The sequence below is a fragment of the Neorhizobium sp. 05N33 genome, assembly GCF_056397445.1.
In genome coordinates, this window is the sequence record NZ_JBFTNK010000001.1 from 144959 (window position 1) to 163551 (window position 18593).

Consider the following 18593-nt stretch of genomic DNA (forward strand, 5'->3'; position numbering starts at 1 on the left):
GGCGGAACCGCAGAAACAAAATTAAACATAATTGTTGCTGACAACCATGCTGCGAAACGGGCTAACTGATAATCGGGATTCCGGCACAAATGGCCAAGCCTATGAATAACGTCGCATCCAATGTTCTTGTACAAGGGTCAGCCCGAATCCTGGTCGTCGAGGATGATCGGGATATCGCCAGTATGCTGATCGATCTGATCAAGGAGGCGGGTTATACCGCAGAGGCGGTCGGGTCTGCGGTCGAAATGGACGGTGTCCTGAAGAAGAAGGAATTCGACCTTATAGTGCTGGATGGAATGCTGCCGGGTGAGGACGGTTTCAGCATATGCAGAAGAATCAGGTCGTCTGATACAATACCCATCCTCATGCTGACGGCGCGAACGAAAGAGATAGACAGGGTTGTCGGACTGGAGCTGGGGGCCGATGACTACGTCACGAAACCGTTTAAATCCAGGGAACTTCTGGCGAGAATAAAGGCGCTTCTGCGGCGGTCGTCGTATTCAGCGCAGGTCAAGCCACAGCAGGCACCCATGACGTTTGCGGGTTGGCGGATTGATCCGGTCACGCGAGAATTAACCGACCGCGACGGTTTCCATGTGTCGCTCACGACGGCGGAATTTGATGTGCTGCTGGTGTTTTGCCAGCACCCCCGGCAGGTCATGAACCGCCAGGAAATACTGGCCCGTACCCATGCAGGCTCTGCAGGACCTGTCGAACGCAGCATTGATGTCCATGTCAGTCGTGTCCGGCAGAAAATCGAACCGAATTACAAGGAGCCGACATTCATCAAAACCGTGCGCCTCGGCGGGTACGTTTTCACTCCGGAGGTTGCGATAGCACCATGATTGGCCGCTTGCGCAGGGCATCCATACGAACCCAATTCATGGTGTTCGCATCTATTGTTCCGCTGCTCGTCATTTGTCTTATCGCTGTTCTTCCTGAGCCATTCATTTTCCAGAATGAAAAAATGCTTATGGGCAAAGGCGCTCAAATCGAGCTGCTTGTGCATCAGGTCAGAAGTGCCAGAAATGAAGACGAAATCGAGCATCTGGTGAGGGCAAGCGCCTCAAGCAGTCTCGAATTGAAGGTTCTGCCATGGAGCGACGTCCGTGGCGAATTGGCCCGCCAAACGGATGATCACCTCAGCTCGGACGCGCTTCAGGACGTATTGCCTGCCGATTTTGAGGCGGTGGTTCTTGAGAACACGTCGGACGGCGAGGGACACAGCACGATTGCGGTGCGCCTTGACGCGCAACGTGCTCTCGTTATCGGGTTTACCGATGCCGATGTTTCCCCCTCGTCTCTCAGCGCAGTCGCCGAGTTCATCGTCAAGGCCAGCATCCTGATGCTGCCGATGCTCCTCCTGGTGCTCTATATAAGCCGCATGATCACGTCGCCTCTCGTCCGCTTTGCCGACGCGGCAAAGAGACTGCGCCTCGACGGTAACGAAGGAGAGCAATTCACCGCCGAAGGCGCCAGGGAACTTCGCACGCTTGCGACCGCTCTCAACAACATGCGTCACCGTATCCGTAAAATGGTCGATGATCGCACGCGGATGCTGACGGCGGTGAGCCACGATCTCAGGACGCCTCTGACACGACTGCGAATGCGCGTGGAGCGTTCGAAGGACCCCGCGTCCAGGGAAGCGATGCTGGCGGATATTGACAACCTTACCACCATGATTGAGGAAAGCCTTCAGTATTTAAGCAGCACCGTTACAGCCGAACCGCTTAGAAAGGTTGATATTTCCAGCCTTCTGCGGACGATCGCATCGGAATTTTGTGATCTCGGGCATGACGTAATTTACTGCGGACCTGAGCGGTTTGGATACGTCTGTCAACAAAAGGCTCTCATACGCGCGATCACCAATATCGCTGAGAACGCGGTAAGGTTCGGCACGAAGGTAGCTGTCGAATTGCGAAATAGCCCGCAAGGCGGAGCGGTCATAATTGTGAGCGATAACGGCCCGGGCCTTGAAGAAGGGCTCCGTGAGAAAGTCCTGGAGCCCTTCTTCAAGGTTGACGAGGCCCGGTCRCTAAATTCCAACAGCGGCTTTGGACTGGGCCTTTCGATTGCGGACGAAATCGTGAAAGGCCACGGTGGCTCACTGCTACTTGAAAACATAGTGCCGCATGGTCTGCGAGTGACGATACAATTGCCGCCGATGCAGGCTGTTTCGCATCAGAGGAGCCAGGGGCCAGTTGCAAGAGAGCAGACGCTGGCTCACGAGGTCCCCGTCAAGCAAAGGTAATCGACCACCTGTTGGCAAAACCCTTCATGGTGGTCATGGCGAGGGTGCCCTCGCCTTCGCGATTGATCATCACAAAGACCGCTCGAAGATCCAATTCGGTGCGTTTCCGATCAGCCTGTGGCCGCTGACGATATTGACGGCAACATCGGCAAGGATTGCCGGCCAGATGGAGTCGCGCACGCCGATCCGGCGGCCTCTGGCGAGGGACGGATTTTCTTCAGAAGCCTCTGCCCGCCTTCCGCTTCCCGAAGCAGTTTTTTCATCTCTCTCAAAGACACCCGGTCTGCCCGCATCATTTGTCGGATCAGAGGATCCTTCAGAACCTCGGCAATCGTCATCTCATCATGGGTCATAGCGACCTCCCGTTTTGCTGTCGCGATCGATAACCGCGGCAAGCAACCTGGCGATGTCAAAACAGGGACGAAACCAAGGCGATCGATGAAGTTTTGTTGCGGGATTCCGGTCTCCGCCACGCCATGAACTTGCTGGCGACCCGATGGCGGATACCCGATCGCCGCGGCCAACAATTCTTAACATTACAAAACCAAAGGCAACGACAAATTCTGAATTAATACAGCCAGATACGATTGCGAAGGAAGATTACAGTGAAATTCAAAGGTTATCTGGTGAGGCCGCTGCATTGGACGATCGGAACATTACGGCGTCCGCAAGCCGCATCCGCGGATGATGTCTGCGGTATGGTCGATAGAGATTTCAACGTCTCCAAACAGTCGCCCGGTACAAGGCTATAACCGTGCATCGAGTGATAGCCATCTTCATGCTGGCTTTTCTTGCCGGCTGCATGGCGCCGGACCGCATTCCCTATGGGCCGAAGGCTGCCGCGACCGCCGGGATCCACGGGTTTGGCGATATCCGCATTTATGCGGATACAAGCCGGAACCTGCCTGAAACACGCGCCTGGTTCCCGGTTCCGAGACACAAGGAGGTCAACTACCTTGTGTTGTCGGGCGGAGGCGCCGGAGGCGCGTTCAGCGTCGGGGCGCTGAAGGCCTGGTCGGATAGGGGGCAGCGACCCGAATTCGACATTGTCAGCGGCGTCAGCACGGGCGCACTGATCGCGCCCTACGCCTTCCTCGGTTCCGCCTACGACAACATCCTCGTCGACTTATATACGAGCGGCGTCGCCAAGAAATTGGTCGATGCCGATTTCCTGCCACAGGGACTTCTCGGCGCAAGCCTCCTGAAGCAGAAGCCGCTTAGGACGATGGTCGAACGATACTTGACGCAGGATGTATTGGCGAAAATCGCCGCGGAGCATCGCAAGGGACGCCGCCTGCTTGTTTTGACCTCGAACCTCGATTCCCAAAGAGCGGTGGTCTGGAACATGGGCGCCATCGCCGACAGCGCTCGGCCCGACGCGCTACAACTTTTCCGCGATATCGTCATCGCATCGGCAAGCATCCCCGGCCTTTATCCAGCGGTGCTCATCAAAGCAAATTCAGGCGACCAATCGTTCGAGGAAATGCACTCCGACGGAGGCTCCGCCTCCCAAATCCTGACGATTCCGGAGGGATGGATGGCCAATTCGGACAAGGTCGCGTGGCCCAAGGGCGTGAAGCTAAACATGTACATTATCATCAACAACGCGCTGATGCCTGAATTTTCAACCACCACGAACAACACGTTTACAGTCATGGCTCGGGCGAATTCCTCCCTCATCAAGGCACAGACACGTAGCGCGCTGGTGGCCACTTACGTCTACGCCCAAAAGAACGGCATTCGGTTCCGTGTGGCCTCGATCGATACGCAGGTTGCCTACAACATGACCGATCCATTCAACACCAACTATATGCGCGCGGTCTACAACCTTGGATATGCAGAAATGGAGAACGGCAGCCTGTGGAAAGATAGGCCTTCGTTCGCCGACACGCTCACAGCCACACAGACAACACGGTGGCGGTAGCCGTATGTGCAGGCCGTTTCCTCACCCATCAGGAGAACAAATGTTACATCCCCGCCTTGGCTTGGCAGGCATCAAGCCGTGTCATCGACTGATTGCGCCCGCTTTCCTTGCTTTGTCGCTTGGGGGGTGCGCCGCCGTGCCGCTCGAGCGGGCAAATTCGCTCGCCTCCTACGACAGTTTGACATCGAACAACGGGCGAATGACCAAAGCGAATTATCGGGTCGCTTCAACTGATCTCGCGTCCAACAGAACGGTTTATATCGAGCCAACGAAGGTTTCAGGCAGCGCTGAACTATCCGTCAGGAAAGCTTCCGATCAGGCCCTGGTCGCGAATGTGATCAGCCGCGCCCTCTGTGTCGGCGTCAGCGATCGTTTCGTCGTCGTGGAGCGAAAAGAGGATGCTGACCTCGTCGTTCACGCAACCATCACCCGCATCGTGCCGACCAATGCCACGGTGGCCGCCCTGTCGACTGCAACGTCGCTTGGAGCCAACTTCGTTGTTCCGGTGCCCGTCCCGAGGCTGCCCTTGGGGCTTGGAGGCCTTTCCGTAGAGGCCGAGGCAACCACACGGGACGGCAGGCAGGTGGGTGCGATGGTATGGGCAAAGGGAGCAAACTTCGTGACTACCAGTGCGCGCGTGTCGCAGATCGGGGACGCCTATTCGCTCGCGGCGAGCTTCGGCAGTGATTTTTCCAGGATGCTCGTCAGCGGCAAGACACCCTTCAGGGGCCTCCCAAAGATCCCGTCTGGGCAGAGAATCAAGTCCGGACTTGGTGGAAAGCCGAAATATCCTGCGTGTGAAAAATTTGGCCGATCGCCCGGTCTGGTGGACTTTGCGGCTTCTCAGGTCGGGATGCCGCCATCCTGGACCGACAAACAACCTCCGACACAGACCCGATAGCAGAGAACCGACGAAGAGTCGTCAGGGTCGTGCGGCAGCGCTGGCCCAGCGGAACGGCTGCGGCGAGGTAGGCCGCCTATCCGACATGGTGTTGGCAGCGCACAGCGTGATGTCTGATATCAGAAGAAGTCTCACCCGAGCGAATGCGAGGCCAGGGCATAGACTTTCGGGCTGTCATTTTGTCCGGTACCATAGCCGGCTGTCCCTTCAGTCACCATCGTCGTGAGGGTAGCGTAGATACCGAGCCCGCACTGCTGGACGAGTGCTGCAAACGGGCCAGTGTCGATATGCGTATCGAGGCGCAGGAACCCGTCGGCATGGGCGGCGATATGCGGGTAGGTGACGGTGATGGCGTCCTCGTCGTTGCCGGCGACCACCGGCCCGACAACATGTCCTCGTCCGAAGCGCCGACGCATCGAAAAGGCACGCAGCCGCGCGCCTTGGTATAGACCGTAGCAGATCGAACTCTCGAACAATCGCTGGAGATGCAGGCGACGCTCAGTCCCGAAGGCCGGAGTATCGAAGGCGATGACCGCCTCCAGATCGCCGCGGTCCAGCCGTCTCAAAACAAGTCCTTCCTCCAGGGGTGCAAGTGACATCGACGCGATCGCCGTGCCCTGGCATTGATAAACCGTCTGCTTTGGCTTGAACCCCAGCGAAGCATAAAGGCGCCGAGCTTCCCGTGTCGAGTTAAGACGGATACGGTTGCGGCCACAGTCTGCCATGATCCGTTTCATCAGCCACCTGGCCGCCCCGTTGGCCTGCAGCCTCGGCGAGGTAATCAGCATCCCGAACGTGGCAAAACCCTCGCCATGAGGAAACCACATGCCCGAGGCTCCTACGCGGCCGATCTCGTCAAGCGCGACATACCCTTTCCCGATGTCGAGCAGATGCTGCCAGTCAGCTGCACGGTGGGGCCAGCCCACCGAAATTGACAATGACTGCAGCTTGGAGATTTCGACATTCGAGACGTCGGCAAGGCACATCTCGAAATTATCGACAGTCAAGGTTCCTGGTAATTCGCTATCCATCATTCTTCCAGCCGAGTTGAAATATCCTCCTGCGGGTCGCACCGATCGGATATCCCAGAGGTCACGTTAGTCGAGATCCCGCGAAACATTTCACTGCTGAAGCGAAGCCGAACACAAGATTTGACCGTATCGCGTCCACTTTCGGCAGCCATTGGTTTCTTCTGCCTCTAACCTTGCCTGCCAGGATTGGTTCGCATGCTCTGCGAAAGCAAGGTGTGGCGGCCATGAGGTGACGGCTTTTAGAGGCAGGAACGATGACGATGCGCGCCTTGGACATCCTGGAGAAGCTGGTCGGCTTTCCCTCGGTTGTCGGCACGCCCAACGGCAATATCGTCGAATGGATCGCGGACTATCTCAGATCCTTGGGGATCGCCGCGCATATCCTGCCGGGTCCTGAAGGCGACCGGGCCAATCTTTTTGCCACGATCGGTCCTGCCGACCAACCGGGCTACATCCTGTCCGGCCATATGGACGTGGTCCCGGCCACCGAGGCAGGTTGGGACAGCGATCCCTTTTCGTTGAGGAACGAGAAAGGCCGGCTCTACGGGCGCGGTACAAGCGATATGAAGGGGTTTTTGTCGGCCGCTCTGGCAGCCGTGCCTGCGCTTCTCGCCAATCCGCTTTCCCGCCCGATCCACCTTGCCTTTTCCTACGACGAGGAAGCCGGTTGCCGGGGCGCCCCGCATCTTCTCGCAAGGTTGCGGGACCTGTGTGCCCCGCCGCTGGGTGCGATCATCGGGGAGCCGAGCGGATTGCGCGCCATTCTGGCTCACAAGGGAAAGGCGGCAGCCCGGATAACGCTCAAGGGCCGTTCGGGCCACTCGTCCCGGCCGGATCTCGGCCTCAACGCGATCCATGCCATGACGGACGTGCAGCAGGCTGCGGTCGCCGCGGCCGCCGGTCTTTCCCATGGACCGTTCGAGGTCGAATTCGAGCCACCCTATTCCTCTCTGTCGATCGGCACGATCAGCGGCGGTCAGGCGGTCAATATCATTCCCGAAATCTGCAGCCTTGAACTGGAAGCACGCGCCATCTCTTCGGTAGATCCCGAAGCGCTGCTCGCCCCGGTGCGGGCGGTTGCCGAAGCCCTGGCGACCAAAGGCTTTGACGTCGATTGGCAGGTTCTCAGCGCCTATCCGGCGCTGCTGCTGGCGCCAACCTCTCCCCTCGCCGGTCTTCTGCAAGATCTGACGGGGATCGAGCCGCTGGCGGCGGTCAGCTACGGAACGGAGGCAGGTCTCTACCAGCGCGCCGGCGTAGATGCGATCATTTGCGGGCCCGGCGACATCGCCCGCGCCCATAAACCCAATGAATTCATTCTGGCGAGCGAACTCGACGACTGCCAGGCCATGATTGAAGCGCTTGGCCGGCATTGCCGCGCAGAACTCCGATGAGCAGGAACGTATCCGGACCATGACATTCCTCTTCAATTCCGATGCGGCCCGCGGCCGGATTTTCCAGGATGCCTTCGCTCGGGAAATCCCGGACCTGCCATTCTCCATGGATCCGGCGACGGTGGACCCCGAACGGGTGCGCTATCTCATGACCTGGACAGTGCCGGAAAACCTGGCGCGTTACCGCAATCTCGAAGTGCTCTTCTCGACCGGCGCCGGTATCGACCAGTTCCGCACCGCCAGCGTGCCCGACAACGTGAAGATCGTGCGCATGGTCGAACAAGGCATCGAGCGGATGATGCAGGAATATGTAGTCCTCGGCGTCCTCTCGCTCCACCGCAACCTGGCGGCCTATCTGGCACAGCAGCAGGCGGAGATCTGGAAGGTCCTGCCGCAGGCTCAGGCCGGAGAGCGCCGTATCGGCGTCCTGGGGCTTGGCAATCTCGGCCAGGCCGTGCTTGAGCGGCTGAAACCCTTCGGCTTTCCCTTGTCCGGCTGGAGTCGGTCCGCGCGAGAGATTGAAGGTGTCAGGTGTTTCTCCGGCGAGGATGGACTGACGACCATGGTTGCCGAGACCGATGTGCTGATCTGCCTCCTGCCGCTGACCGACGAGACCCGCGGTTTTCTCGACGCGGAACTTTTCGCTAGGTTGCCGGCGGGCGCTGGACTGGTTCATGTCGGACGCGGCCCGCAGCTCGATCAGGACGCGCTTCTCGCGGCACTCGACAGCGGGCACCTATCCGGCGCCGTAATCGACGTCACCGACCCGGAACCCCTGCCGCCTGGCCATCCCGTCTGGCATCACCCACGCATCCTGCTCACCCCGCATATTGCCAGCATTACCCAGCCGCATACCGCCGCGCGCGCCGTCATCGACAATATCAAGCGGCTTCGCGCCGGACTCGACCCGGTCGGCTTGATCGATCGGCAGCGCGGTTACTGAATCTTCAACCTCGAAAGGAACACAATGTCGCTTCTCAAGACCATCGAGCCTCACCCCTCCTTTGCACCGCGCGAAAACGTTCCTGCACCGGACCGGTTGATCTCCGGCGATCCGCAGTTCAAGACCTGGGCGCAGGACGTAGCCCATGGCGAACTGGTGCATACCGGCGTCTGGGAAGCGACCCCCGGCGTCACACATTCGATCAAGGGCCAGACCTTCGAATTCTGCCACATCCTGTCCGGCGTCGTCGAACTCACTCCCGAAGGCGGCCAGCCCGTTGTCTACAAGGCGGGCGACAGTTTCGTCATGAAGCCGGGTTTCGTCGGCACCTGGAAGACCATCGAGACCGTCCGCAAGATCTACGTCACCGTCACCCCTTGATAGGTGCGGCCGCGGCACGGCAACCGCTTTCGGGCCGCTCCGCAGAATACGCCGTGATTGACCGCCAAAACGGATTTTTCCGCTGCGGCCCTTCGCTCTACCGGATCAAGCGGTTCCACCGATCCGGTAATATTGCCGTCCAGTGACCGGAGATAAGCCGATGAGCCTGAGTTTCGATCCCGACAGCCTGGCCCTGCCGATGGGACATTTCATCGGCGATCGCCTCGTGGCGGCCGAAGGCGTCATTGCAATGCACCGACCGTCCGACGGCAAGGCTTATGCCGACTGCCCCGTCGCCGATGCGGATCTCGTCGACCAGGCGGTTGAGACGGCGAAGGCGGCGCTGAAGCAAAGCAATTGGGGCGGCATTCGCCCGCGCGAGCGTGTGAAGGTGCTGCATCGCTGGGCTGATCTCATCGAACAGGACGCCGTGGCGCTTGCAAGGCTGGAAGCCGTCTCCTCCACCCGCCCGGTCGGCCACTTGGTCGAGGGTGACATCGCCGTCTCGGCCGAACAGATCCGCTTCTTCGCCGAATTCGCCGACAAGGAAGGCGGCGACCTGGTGCCGACCGACGATGGCAATCTCGGCATGATCATGACCGAACCCTATGGCGTCGTCGGCGCCATCACGCCCTGGAACTTCCCGATCAACATGGCCGCATGGAAACTCGGTCCGGCGCTTGCCGCCGGCAATGCCGTCGTGCTGAAGCCGTCCGAGATGACGCCGTTCTCGACAATCCGCCTGGCGGAGCTCGCCGTGCGTGCCGGCATACCGGCCGGGTTGATCAACATCGTGCTCGGCGACGGCATGACCACCGGCAACGCCATCACCGGCCATCCCGATATCGCCAAGGTAAGCTTTACAGGGTCCACCCGCGCCGGCTCGGCGATCATGGAAAACATCGCCCGCATCGGCATCAAGCCGATGACGCTGGAACTCGGCGGCAAGAGCCCGCAGCTGGTTTTCGCGGATGCCGATATCGACCGTGCCGCGGCGGCGGTTACCACCAGCATCACCAGCAATGCCGGCCAGGCATGTGTCGCCGGATCGCGCCTGATCGTCGAAAAAAGCGTCGCCGCGCCGCTGATCGAGGCAATCTTGAAGAAAATGCAGGGGATCGTGCCCGGCCCCACCTGGGATGCGGCGAGCCAGTATTCGCCGATCATCTCCGACAGGCAGCGCCAGCGCATTGGCGACATTGTCGCAGCCTCCGTCGCAGCCGGGGCGGAATGCCTGACGGGCGGCCGCCCCATGGACGCTCCCGGATATTTCTATTCCCCGACCCTGCTCACCGGCGTCGACCAGACGTCGCCGGCAGTAATCGAGGAGATCTTCGGGCCTGTTCTGACGCTGCAGACGTTCGAGGATGAGGAAGAAGCCATGATGCTTGCCGATCATCCGAGCTACGGGCTTGCCGCCGGCCTGTTTACCAGCGACCTTTCGCGGGCGATCCGCCTTACCCGCCGGCTGCAGGCCGGCACCATCTGGGTCAACCGCTACGGCCGCTCGCGCGACCACATCCTGCCGACCGGCGGCTACAAGCAGTCCGGCATCGGCAAGGATCTCGGCCGGGAAGCTTTCCACGCCAACCGCAAGAGCAAGAGCGTCTTGATCGGTCTTTAAGGACGAAGAACATGAAATCATACCGGATTGCCCTGATCCCCGGCGACGGCATCGGCCGCGACATGACAGCGGCCGCATGGTCGGTGCTGCAGAAGGCTGCCAACGGGCGCGGCTTTGCGCTTGAGGGCACGGAATTTCCCTGGTCCTGCGCCTTCTACAAGCAAACCGGCGCAATGATGCCGGCAGACGGGATCGAAACGTTGCGCAGCTTTAACGCGATCCTGCTTGGTGCCGTCGGCTGGCCGGCAGAAGTGCCGGATTCGGTGTCGCTGCATGGCCTGCTGCTGCCAATCCGCAAGAGTTTCGTGCAATATGCCAACATCCGCCCTCACCGCCTGCTGGCCGGTGTCGAAGGACCGCTGAAAACGACCGCCTTCGACATTCTCTGCATCCGCGAGAACACCGAGGGCGAATATTCCGGCGCAGGCGGCCGTATCCATCAGGGCACGGCGGATGAAGTTGCCGTCGAGACGTCGATCTTTACCCGCAAGGGCGTTGAGCGCATCCTGCGTTTTGCCTTCGAACAGGCCCGATCGCGGCGCGGCAAGCTGGCCTCGGTGACCAAGTCGAACGCCCAGAAATATTCGATGGTGTTCTGGGACGACGTCACCCGGCAGCTTTCAGCGGAATATCCTGACGTCGAGGTCACCAGCTATCACATCGACGCCATGGCGGCGCGCATGGTGATGGCCCCGGAAACGCTCGACGTCGTGGTCGCTTCCAACCTGTTCGGCGATATCCTGACCGATCTCGGTGCTGCCATTCAGGGCGGCCTCGGTTTTGCCGCCTCGGCCAATATCAACCCCGAGCGCAATGCGCCTTCGATGTTCGAACCGGTGCATGGCTCGGCGCCCGACATCGCCCATCTCGGGATCGCCAACCCGATCGCCACGGTCTGGTCCGGCGCAATGATGCTCGATCATCTGGGCGAAAAGGATGCGGCGATCGCCGTCATGACGGCGATCGAAGCGGTCACGGAAAGCGGGATCGGCACGGTTCCCGGCAAGGACCGGACGGACACCATCACTGCGGCACTGCTCGCCGCACTCTGAACATCGTATCGAGGATTGGACATATGCGGAATTTGAAACTCCCCTCCCTGTTTCGGCAAGAAGGTCTGATCGGCGGCACCTGGGTTGGTGCCCGCTCCGGCAAGACCGTCGACGTCTTCGATCCGGCGAGCCAAGAGGTAATCGGCACCGTTCCCGACATGGGAGGCGACGAGACGCGCGCGGCGATCGAGGCTGCCGAGAAGGCCTACCCGGCCTGGAAGAAGCGTACCCATGCAGAGCGCGCCGCCTTGCTTGAAACCTGGTACGGCCTGATGATCGAACATCTCGAAGATCTGGCGCTGATGCTGACCACCGAACAGGGCAAACCGCTCGACGAGGCGCGTGGCGAAATCCGTTACGGCGCCTCCTTCGTCAAGTGGTTTGCGGAAGAGGCGCGCCGCATCGGCGGCCAGACCATTCCCTCGCCGACGCCCGATCGCCGCATCATCGTCCTGAAGGAGCCGGTCGGCGTCTGCGGCATCATCACGCCCTGGAATTTTCCGAACGCGATGATCACCCGCAAGATTGCGCCGGCGCTCGCAGCCGGTTGTACCGTCGTGGTGAAACCTTCGGAATTCACCCCTTATTCGGCACTTGCGCTCGGGGTTCTCGCGGAAATGGCCGGCATTCCGGCAGGCGTCGTCAACATCGTCACCGGCATGCCGAAGGAAATCGGCAACGAGATCATGGCCAACACGGCCGTGCGGAAGATCTCGTTTACCGGCTCCACGCCGGTCGGTTCGCTGCTGATGCGCGGCGCGGCCGACAGTATCAAGCGGCTGTCGCTGGAACTCGGCGGCAACGCCCCCTTCATCGTCTTCGACGATGCGGATATCGACCTTGCCATCGAAGGGGCAATCATTTCGAAATTCCGCAATGGCGGCCAGACCTGCGTCTGCGCCAACCGCATTCTCGTGCAGGCGGGCATCTACGATCGCTTCGCCGAGAAGCTCACCGCCCGGGTGAATGCCATGAAGGTCGGCCCTGGAACCGAGCCGGGCGTTTCGATCGGTCCGATGATCAACGATGCCGCAATCGCCAAGATCAACCGCCATGTCGAGGATGCGCTCGCCAAAGGCGCGACGATCGTCACGGCCAAGGCCGATCTGCCGGCCGGTGGCCAATACACGGCCCCGATCGTGCTGACCGGAGCCACCACCGACATGCAGCTTGCCAGCGAAGAGACGTTTGGCCCGGTCGCGCCGCTCTTCCGTTTCGAGACCGAGGAGGAAGCGCTCGCCATTGCCAACGGCACGCCCTTCGGGCTGGCCGCCTATTTCTATACGGAAAGCCTCAAGCGGGCTTGGCGGGTCGGCGAGGCGCTGGAATTCGGGATGGTCGGGCTGAATACCGGCCTGATTTCGACCGAGGTCGCCCCGTTCGGCGGCGTCAAGCAGTCGGGCCTGGGGCGCGAGGGTTCGCAGCTCGGGATCGAGGAATATCTGGAAGTGAAGGCCTTCCATATCGGCGGACTCAACTGAGCCCGTTTCCGCACCGGAACTCTTATCCAAAAAAGGTGGAGTTGCGATCGCAACCCCACCTTTTTTGCTCTCGACGATGGCAAGAGTTCCGTTACTGGACCTTGTCGAGCATCTTGTAATAAAGCCCGACCAGCGGCAGGAACCACGGTTTGCCGAAATGACCCGGAACTGCCGGCCACTCGAGCCCCTTGACGGGGTTTCTATCAGGCCGGCCGAGGATCGCGTCGGCGATTGTCATGCCGAGATGGGTTGAAAGCTGCGCACCATGGCCGGAATAACCCATCACGTACCATAACCCATCATGGAAGCCCGCCCGCGGGTAACGATCCTTGGTGATATCCACCAGACCGCCCCAGCAATAGTCGATCTCGACATGGGACAGCTGCGGGAAGATGCGCGTGAGGCTCTCGCGCAGAATGGCGCCGCTCCTGGCATCCGAACGCTGGTCCGAGGTCGCCGAAAATCGAGCCCGGCCGCCGAAGATCAGCCGGTTGTCCGGCGACAGGCGCCAGTAGTTGCCGATATTCATGCTGTTGACGCAGGTGCGGTTGCCCGGCATCGTCGAGGCGACTTCCTGCTCCGAAAGCGGCCGCGTGGCGATGATGAAACTGCCGACGGCCATGATCCGCCGGCGGAAATAACCGAAATTCGGTGTCGTGTAGGCGCCGCTTGCCATCAGGACATTGTCGGCGGTGACCGAGCCTTTGGCCGTCTTCAGCACATGTCGGCCGCCCGATTTCGAAACATCGGTAACCGTCGCCTTCTCGACGATGATGGCACCGTGCCTTTTTGCCGCCTCAGCGAGGCCGACGACGTAGCGTCCCATATGCATCATGGCGCTCTTCTTCGACAGCATCGCGCCGTGGAAAGCTGAACCGATCTCTTGGGCGAGGTCTTGGGGCGACAGCAGCGCCGTATCCGGATCGACCTCCGCGTGAACCGCCTCGAAATTCCTGGCGAGCCCTTCGAAATGCTTCGGCTTGGAAGCAAGCTTCAGTTTGCCGGCGCGGCGGAAGTTACAGTCGATGCCTTCCTCGGCGATGATTGCTTCCAGCGTGTCGATCGAGGCGTCGAGCGCCTTGTAAAGCGCGATCGCCCGCTCCTTGCCGAGCTCCTGCTTGGCCGAGAGATAGCTGTGGGCAAGGCCGTTGTTCAGGTGGCCGCCGTTACGGCCGGACGCTCCGAAACCGACCGTCTCCGCCTCCAGCACGATAACCTTCGCGCCGGCCATGGCGAGCTGCCGCGCCGCGCCGAGCCCGGTAAAGCCGCCGCCGACCACGGCAACGTCGTAGTGACCTTCGATCGGCCCTTCCACGGCGCCCGTAAAACGGGGTGCCGTATCATGCCAGTAGGAGACATATTTCATTGGCTTCGGCCTTCCTTAGAGACCGACCACGCCCGGCAGGCCGGAAATGTCGGAGATTTCCACATAGCCATAGAAGGGGTTGGCCGGCTCGTGACCACGGTTGACCCAGACCTTGTTCTTGATGCCGAGGTCATGTGCCGACATCAGGTCGTAACGGAAGGACGAGGAGCAGTGAAGAATGTCTTCCGGGCCGCAGCCGAGCATATCGAACATGTACTCGAAGGCTTGAAAGCGCGGCTTGTAGGCGTTTGCCTGTTCCGCCGTATAAACGGCGTGGAACGGCGCGCCGAGCTTTGCGACGTTTGAGTGGATCTGGTCGTTCATCGCGTTCGAGAGGATGACGAGCGGGATTTCTTTGGCGACCTTGGCAAGGCCGGCGGGAACATCCGCATGAGGACCCCATGTCGGCACGCGCTCATAGACCATCCTGGCGTCTTCATCCTTGAAGGCGACACCGTTTGCCTTGCAGCTGCGTTCCAGCGAGTTGTGGACGACGTCCGCATAAGGTTTCCAGTCGCCCAGGATCTCGTCCAACCGGTAGGCTGCGAAATTCTTGATGAACTTCACCATGCGCGGCTCGTCGAGACGATCACCATAGAGGTCACGCGCAGCTTCGGCCATCTGGAAGTTGGTCAGCGTGCCGTAGCAGTCGAAGGTGATGTATTTCGGGCGGAACGTCGTCATGCGCTTGGTCCTTGCGTGATGGCCCATCGAGCCTTTCGGTTGACGACATGATCATAAGGCCGCTTCGGGCAGCCGAGCCGACTGATTTCCCCCAATCCGAAGCAGAAAGTTTCGTATCGTGGCGCCGGTTTGGCATTTGGTTGCAGATCGTGGCCGGCGTGGCGGCCGGCGACCAGGCTTTTTTCGACCATGATTACGGACGCGCGGCATAAGATGCGGTCCCATGCCGCCGGTTTGGCGAAAGATACCGCCGCCGGCCCCGCCTTCGGATAATCGTCCGGCCCCTTCCCCTCGAAACTCGAAGCTCAAAACGGAGAGCATCGTCCATGCCAGTCGGGGACATCGAAACCATACCTTTCGGCATCGAGCACCTGGATCGCGCCACCCAGCTTTCGCGCGAAGCCGGCTGGCCGCACCGCCGGCAGGACTGGCAGGTCGCCCTGCATCTGAGCCAGGGCGTGGTCGCGTTGGACGAGACCGGCCAGGTAGTCGGCACGGCATTGATGACCCCTTACGGCGATGACTGCGCCACCATCAACATGGTAATCGTCGGCGCCAAGCTGCGTGGCCGTGGCGTCGGACGCCGCCTGATGGACGCCGTCCTCGGACTTGGTGGCGAGCGACCGCTTCGGCTGATCGCCACCTCCGACGGCCTGCCGCTTTATGAAAAGCTGGGTTTTCGGAAGACCGGCGCTGTTTTCCAGCATCAGGGCACCCTCGGCGAAGTGCCGGCGCCTCCCGATACCGAGGCCGCCATGGCTGCCGATCTCTCCGAGATTACCGCCATCGATCGCAACGCCTTCGGCGTCGGCCGTTCGGCGCTGATCGCAAAACTTGCCGAAATCGGCGAGTTCGCCGTGATCCGCCGCAATGGCAAGATCGCGGGGTTTGCCTGCATCAGGACGTTCGGTCGCGGCGAGGTCATCGGGCCCGTCGTCGCGACGGATCTCGAGGATGCCAAGGCACTCGTCAGGCATTTCATGAGCCGCAGGTCCGGGGCCTTCCTCAGGGTCGATACTGGCGATGCCGGCCTCGCCGCCTGGCTGGCGGAACATTCGCTCGCCCATGCCGGCGGCGGCATCGCTATGGCACGCCCGGTCGTGGCCCGTCCCGCCACCTCGACATTCACCACCTTTGCCCTGGCCAACCAAGCCCTCGGCTGATCCGGAGACGACCATGCTCAGCAATTCCCTCATCGAACTCGATCGCGCCCATCTCGTCCATCCTGTCGCGTCTTATCGCGGCCATGAAAAACAGGGCGTGCGGGTGCTCGCCTCGGGCAAGGGCGCGACCGTCACCGACGCGCAAGGGCATCAGCTGATAGACGGCTTTGCCGGCCTCTGGTGCGTCAATGCCGGTTACGGGCATGAATCGATCGTCGAGGCCGCGGCCCGTCAGATGCGGGAGCTTCCCTATGCGACGGCCTATTTCGGCCTCGGTTCCGAGCCGGCCATCCGGCTTGCCGCCGAGCTTGCCGACCGTGCGCCGGGCGATCTCGATCATGTCTACTTCACGCTTGGCGGCTCGGATGCCGTCGACAGCACGATCCGCTTCATCCGTTATTACTGGATTGCCAGGGGTCAGCCACAGCGCGATCAGTTCATCTCGATCGAGCAGGGTTATCATGGCTCCTCCACGGTCGGCGCCGGCCTGACGGCGCTGCCGAACTTCCATGCGGGCTTCGGCATTCCCTTCGACTGGCAGCACAAGATTCCGTCGCCTTATCCCTATCGTAACCCGGTTGGCGAGGACCCGAAATCGATCATCGACGCGTCGCTTGCTGCGCTGAAAGCGAAGATCGAGGCGGTCGGCGCCGATCGCGTGGCGGCCTTCTATGCAGAGCCGATCCAGGGCTCCGGCGGCGTCATCGTCCCGCCCAGGGGCTGGATGAAGGCGATCCGCAACCTCTGCAAGGAATACGGCATCCTGTTCGTCGCCGACGAGGTGATTACCGGCTTCGGGCGCACCGGGCCGCTGTTTGCCTGCAGCGAGGATGACATCGTCCCCGATTTCATGACGACGGCCAAGGGCCTGACCTCGGGTTATGTTCCGATGGGCGCCGTTTTCATGGCGGATCATGTCTACCAGGTGATCGCCGATGGCGCCGGTGCCTCGGCGGTTGGGCATGGTTACACTTATTCGGCCCACCCTGTCAGCGCGGCCGTGGGTCTGGAAGTGCTGAGGCTCTACGAAGGCGGGCTGCTCGAAAACGGCATCAAAGCCGGTGCGCGGCTTATGGCAGGTCTCGAAAGCCTCAAGTCCCACCCGCTGGTCGGCGATGTCCGGGGTCGCGGCATGCTGGCGGCCATCGAGCTGGTTACCGATAAGGCAGCCAAAACGCCGCTTCCGGCCGAAGCCGCGCCGGCCCGCCGGGTATTCGACCGCGCCTGGGACAATGGCCTGGTGATCCGGGCCTTTGCGAACGGCGTCATTGGATATGCCCCGCCGCTCTGCTGCACGGAGGCGGATATCGACGCGATTATCGAACGCACCGCAAAGACACTGGATCAGACCCTGGAAGATCCCGATGTCCGCCGCGCGGTGAAGGGCTGACCCGCTATCGGTGCTGCCGGCCGAAATATCGTCGGCAGCCCGATTTCGAAATTTTGTGCCGAGCTGCCCTGCCGATTCGGCGAAAACCGTTCCACCGAACTGTCACTATTGTAGTCAATGAGGGCCTCAAGGCCCCGAAAATCCAGCATTTTCGATAGAAGAACGTCTAGGCCGGGAACAGCATATTCTTTCGCAGGTGGCGTTTATGCCAGCAGCATCAACTGGGGATATGGAATTGACGAAAGCTCTTCCGGAATTCAAGTACATGACCTTCGACGTAGTCGGCACGCTCATCGATTTCGAGAGCGGTCTGACGTCCTGCCTGCAGGACATCGCCGCCGAAGCCAATGTCGCCATCGACAGCGAAGAGGCGCTTTCTCTCTATCGCGCCGCCCGGTATTCCGGAGATGCCGATCTTTTCCCCGATGATTTGGTGCGCGTCTATCTTGCGATTGCGCCGAGGCTCGGACTGCCGGCTGAGGAGGCCTATGGCATTCGCCTGCGGGATTCCGCCAAGATCTGGAAGGCTTTCCCCGACAGTGCCGCGGCGATGGCAGAACTTGGCAGGCACTATCGCCTGATCGCCATGACCAATGCGCGCCGTTGGGCTTTCGACTATTTCGCAGCAGCGCTCGGCAATCCATTTTATGCCGCTTTCACTGCCGACGACACCGGTACGGAAAAGCCCGATCCGGCCTTCTTCCACAAGGTCTTCGACTTCGTTGCCAGGGATGGCGCCGACAAGAACGACATCCTGCATGTCGCCCAGAGCCAGTATCACGACATTGGTGTTTCCCGCGACCTCGGCATGACGAACTGTTGGATCCAGCGCCGACATGCGCAGCCCGGCTACGGCGGCACGATCGAGCCGTCGCAGTTCACCGAACCCGACTATCATTTCACGTCCATGGCCGGATTGGCCGAAGCCGTGAGGACCGCGCACGGCAACTGACGGAATTCACGATTTTTCAAGCATCGGGCCAAACCACGGAAGATGGGTTGCCCGCC

At 60.8% G+C, this 18593-nt stretch carries 17 protein-coding genes; 13 read left to right on the forward strand and 4 right to left on the reverse strand.

All coding sequences use genetic code 11. The annotated features are described in order from the left end of the window. The first annotated feature begins 89 nt into the window (after positions 1 to 89). A complete protein-coding gene (locus AC1DLT_RS00695; RefSeq protein ID WP_477485532.1) occupies positions 90 to 845 on the forward strand; it encodes a response regulator in 756 nt (251 codons plus the stop codon). Then, the gene (locus AC1DLT_RS00700) at positions 842 to 2251 is read left to right on the forward strand and encodes a sensor histidine kinase (RefSeq protein ID WP_477485533.1); all 1410 of its coding nucleotides are present in this window, start codon (positions 842 to 844) and stop codon (positions 2249 to 2251) included. The genes AC1DLT_RS00695 and AC1DLT_RS00700 overlap by 4 nt, the downstream gene beginning before the upstream one ends. A gap of 110 nt (positions 2252 to 2361) precedes the next feature. Here the strand turns inward: AC1DLT_RS00700 and AC1DLT_RS00705 are convergent, their stop codons facing one another. Then, positions 2362 to 2604 carry a hypothetical protein gene (locus tag AC1DLT_RS00705; protein ID WP_247033413.1) on the reverse strand — a complete coding sequence of 81 codons (243 nt, stop codon included), beginning with the start codon at positions 2602 to 2604 and terminating at the stop codon, positions 2362 to 2364. Positions 2605 to 3029: 425 nt separating this feature from the next. On the opposite strand from AC1DLT_RS00705, the gene AC1DLT_RS00710 reads away from it, so the two are divergent. Both AC1DLT_RS00710 and AC1DLT_RS00715 read left to right on the forward strand, forming a co-directional pair. After that, entirely contained in the window at positions 3030 to 4175 is a 1146-nt protein-coding gene (locus tag AC1DLT_RS00710) for a patatin-like phospholipase family protein (RefSeq protein ID WP_247033414.1), read from the forward strand. A gap of 40 nt (positions 4176 to 4215) precedes the next feature. Further along, positions 4216 to 5076, forward strand: a complete 861-nt coding sequence (locus tag AC1DLT_RS00715) for a DUF3313 domain-containing protein (RefSeq protein ID WP_477485534.1) — start codon at positions 4216 to 4218, stop codon at positions 5074 to 5076. 131 nt (positions 5077 to 5207) lie between these two features. Here AC1DLT_RS00715 and AC1DLT_RS00720 read toward each other — a convergent pair whose 3' ends face one another. Further along, positions 5208 to 6107 carry a GNAT family N-acetyltransferase gene (locus tag AC1DLT_RS00720; RefSeq protein ID WP_477485980.1) on the reverse strand — a complete coding sequence of 300 codons (900 nt, stop codon included), beginning with the start codon at positions 6105 to 6107 and terminating at the stop codon, positions 5208 to 5210. A gap of 260 nt (positions 6108 to 6367) precedes the next feature. Between AC1DLT_RS00720 and argE the strand changes: the two genes are divergently transcribed. The 6 genes from argE (at position 6368) to AC1DLT_RS00750 (ending at position 12982) form a co-directional block, all read left to right on the forward strand. Then, on the forward strand, positions 6368 to 7501 hold the full coding sequence (argE, locus tag AC1DLT_RS00725; RefSeq protein WP_477485535.1) for an acetylornithine deacetylase: 1134 nt from the start codon (positions 6368 to 6370) through the stop codon (positions 7499 to 7501). Between the two features lie 19 nt (positions 7502 to 7520). Then, positions 7521 to 8444, forward strand: coding sequence for a 2-hydroxyacid dehydrogenase (locus tag AC1DLT_RS00730; protein WP_477485536.1), 924 nt, complete (start codon positions 7521 to 7523; stop codon positions 8442 to 8444). A gap of 24 nt (positions 8445 to 8468) precedes the next feature. Further along, entirely contained in the window at positions 8469 to 8825 is a 357-nt protein-coding gene (locus AC1DLT_RS00735) for a cupin domain-containing protein (RefSeq protein ID WP_477485537.1), read from the forward strand. A gap of 160 nt (positions 8826 to 8985) precedes the next feature. Continuing rightward, positions 8986 to 10449: an aldehyde dehydrogenase family protein gene (locus AC1DLT_RS00740; protein WP_477485538.1), complete on the forward strand. Its 1464-nt coding sequence runs from the start codon at positions 8986 to 8988 to the stop codon at positions 10447 to 10449. A gap of 11 nt (positions 10450 to 10460) precedes the next feature. Next, entirely contained in the window at positions 10461 to 11501 is a 1041-nt protein-coding gene (locus AC1DLT_RS00745) for a tartrate dehydrogenase (protein WP_477485539.1), read from the forward strand. 23 nt (positions 11502 to 11524) lie between these two features. Continuing rightward, positions 11525 to 12982, forward strand: a complete 1458-nt coding sequence (locus tag AC1DLT_RS00750; protein ID WP_477485540.1) for an NAD-dependent succinate-semialdehyde dehydrogenase — start codon at positions 11525 to 11527, stop codon at positions 12980 to 12982. 91 nt (positions 12983 to 13073) lie between these two features. Here the strand turns inward: AC1DLT_RS00750 and AC1DLT_RS00755 are convergent, their stop codons facing one another. Then, positions 13074 to 14348 carry an NAD(P)/FAD-dependent oxidoreductase gene (locus AC1DLT_RS00755; RefSeq protein ID WP_477485541.1) on the reverse strand — a complete coding sequence of 425 codons (1275 nt, stop codon included), beginning with the start codon at positions 14346 to 14348 and terminating at the stop codon, positions 13074 to 13076. A gap of 15 nt (positions 14349 to 14363) precedes the next feature. Beyond that, a complete protein-coding gene (locus AC1DLT_RS00760) occupies positions 14364 to 15032 on the reverse strand; it encodes a haloacid dehalogenase type II (RefSeq protein ID WP_105421692.1) in 669 nt (222 codons plus the stop codon). Positions 15033 to 15358: 326 nt separating this feature from the next. Between AC1DLT_RS00760 and AC1DLT_RS00765 the strand changes: the two genes are divergently transcribed. The 3 genes from AC1DLT_RS00765 (at position 15359) to AC1DLT_RS00775 (ending at position 18537) form a co-directional block, all read left to right on the forward strand. Continuing rightward, entirely contained in the window at positions 15359 to 16195 is an 837-nt protein-coding gene (locus AC1DLT_RS00765) for a GNAT family N-acetyltransferase (protein WP_477485542.1), read from the forward strand. A 13-nt stretch (positions 16196 to 16208) separates the two neighbouring features. Next, positions 16209 to 17585 (forward strand): aminotransferase class III-fold pyridoxal phosphate-dependent enzyme, encoded by a 1377-nt coding sequence (locus AC1DLT_RS00770; RefSeq protein ID WP_477485543.1) that lies wholly within the window; start codon positions 16209 to 16211, stop codon positions 17583 to 17585. A gap of 235 nt (positions 17586 to 17820) precedes the next feature. Further along, entirely contained in the window at positions 17821 to 18537 is a 717-nt protein-coding gene (locus AC1DLT_RS00775) for an HAD-IA family hydrolase (RefSeq protein ID WP_477485544.1), read from the forward strand. The last annotated feature ends 56 nt before the right edge of the window (positions 18538 to 18593 follow it).

Excerpts from the sequence above, each read along its gene's own strand:
- AC1DLT_RS00695 (WP_477485532.1), top strand. The coding sequence starts at position 90 with ATGGCCAAGCCTATGAATAACGTCGCATCCAATGTTCTTGTACAAGGG.
- AC1DLT_RS00705 (WP_247033413.1), bottom strand. The coding sequence starts at position 2,604 with ATGACCCATGATGAGATGACGATTGCCGAGGTTCTGAAGGATCCTCTG.
- AC1DLT_RS00710 (WP_247033414.1), top strand. The coding sequence starts at position 3,030 with ATGCTGGCTTTTCTTGCCGGCTGCATGGCGCCGGACCGCATTCCCTAT.
- AC1DLT_RS00715 (WP_477485534.1), top strand. The coding sequence starts at position 4,216 with ATGTTACATCCCCGCCTTGGCTTGGCAGGCATCAAGCCGTGTCATCGA.
- AC1DLT_RS00720 (WP_477485980.1), bottom strand. The coding sequence starts at position 6,107 with ATGGATAGCGAATTACCAGGAACCTTGACTGTCGATAATTTCGAGATG.
- argE (WP_477485535.1), top strand. The coding sequence starts at position 6,368 with ATGCGCGCCTTGGACATCCTGGAGAAGCTGGTCGGCTTTCCCTCGGTT.
- AC1DLT_RS00730 (WP_477485536.1), top strand. The coding sequence starts at position 7,521 with ATGACATTCCTCTTCAATTCCGATGCGGCCCGCGGCCGGATTTTCCAG.
- AC1DLT_RS00735 (WP_477485537.1), top strand. The coding sequence starts at position 8,469 with ATGTCGCTTCTCAAGACCATCGAGCCTCACCCCTCCTTTGCACCGCGC.
- AC1DLT_RS00740 (WP_477485538.1), top strand. The coding sequence starts at position 8,986 with ATGAGCCTGAGTTTCGATCCCGACAGCCTGGCCCTGCCGATGGGACAT.
- AC1DLT_RS00745 (WP_477485539.1), top strand. The coding sequence starts at position 10,461 with ATGAAATCATACCGGATTGCCCTGATCCCCGGCGACGGCATCGGCCGC.
- AC1DLT_RS00750 (WP_477485540.1), top strand. The coding sequence starts at position 11,525 with ATGCGGAATTTGAAACTCCCCTCCCTGTTTCGGCAAGAAGGTCTGATC.
- AC1DLT_RS00755 (WP_477485541.1), bottom strand. The coding sequence starts at position 14,348 with ATGAAATATGTCTCCTACTGGCATGATACGGCACCCCGTTTTACGGGC.
- AC1DLT_RS00760 (WP_105421692.1), bottom strand. The coding sequence starts at position 15,032 with ATGACGACGTTCCGCCCGAAATACATCACCTTCGACTGCTACGGCACG.
- AC1DLT_RS00765 (WP_477485542.1), top strand. The coding sequence starts at position 15,359 with ATGCCAGTCGGGGACATCGAAACCATACCTTTCGGCATCGAGCACCTG.
- AC1DLT_RS00770 (WP_477485543.1), top strand. The coding sequence starts at position 16,209 with ATGCTCAGCAATTCCCTCATCGAACTCGATCGCGCCCATCTCGTCCAT.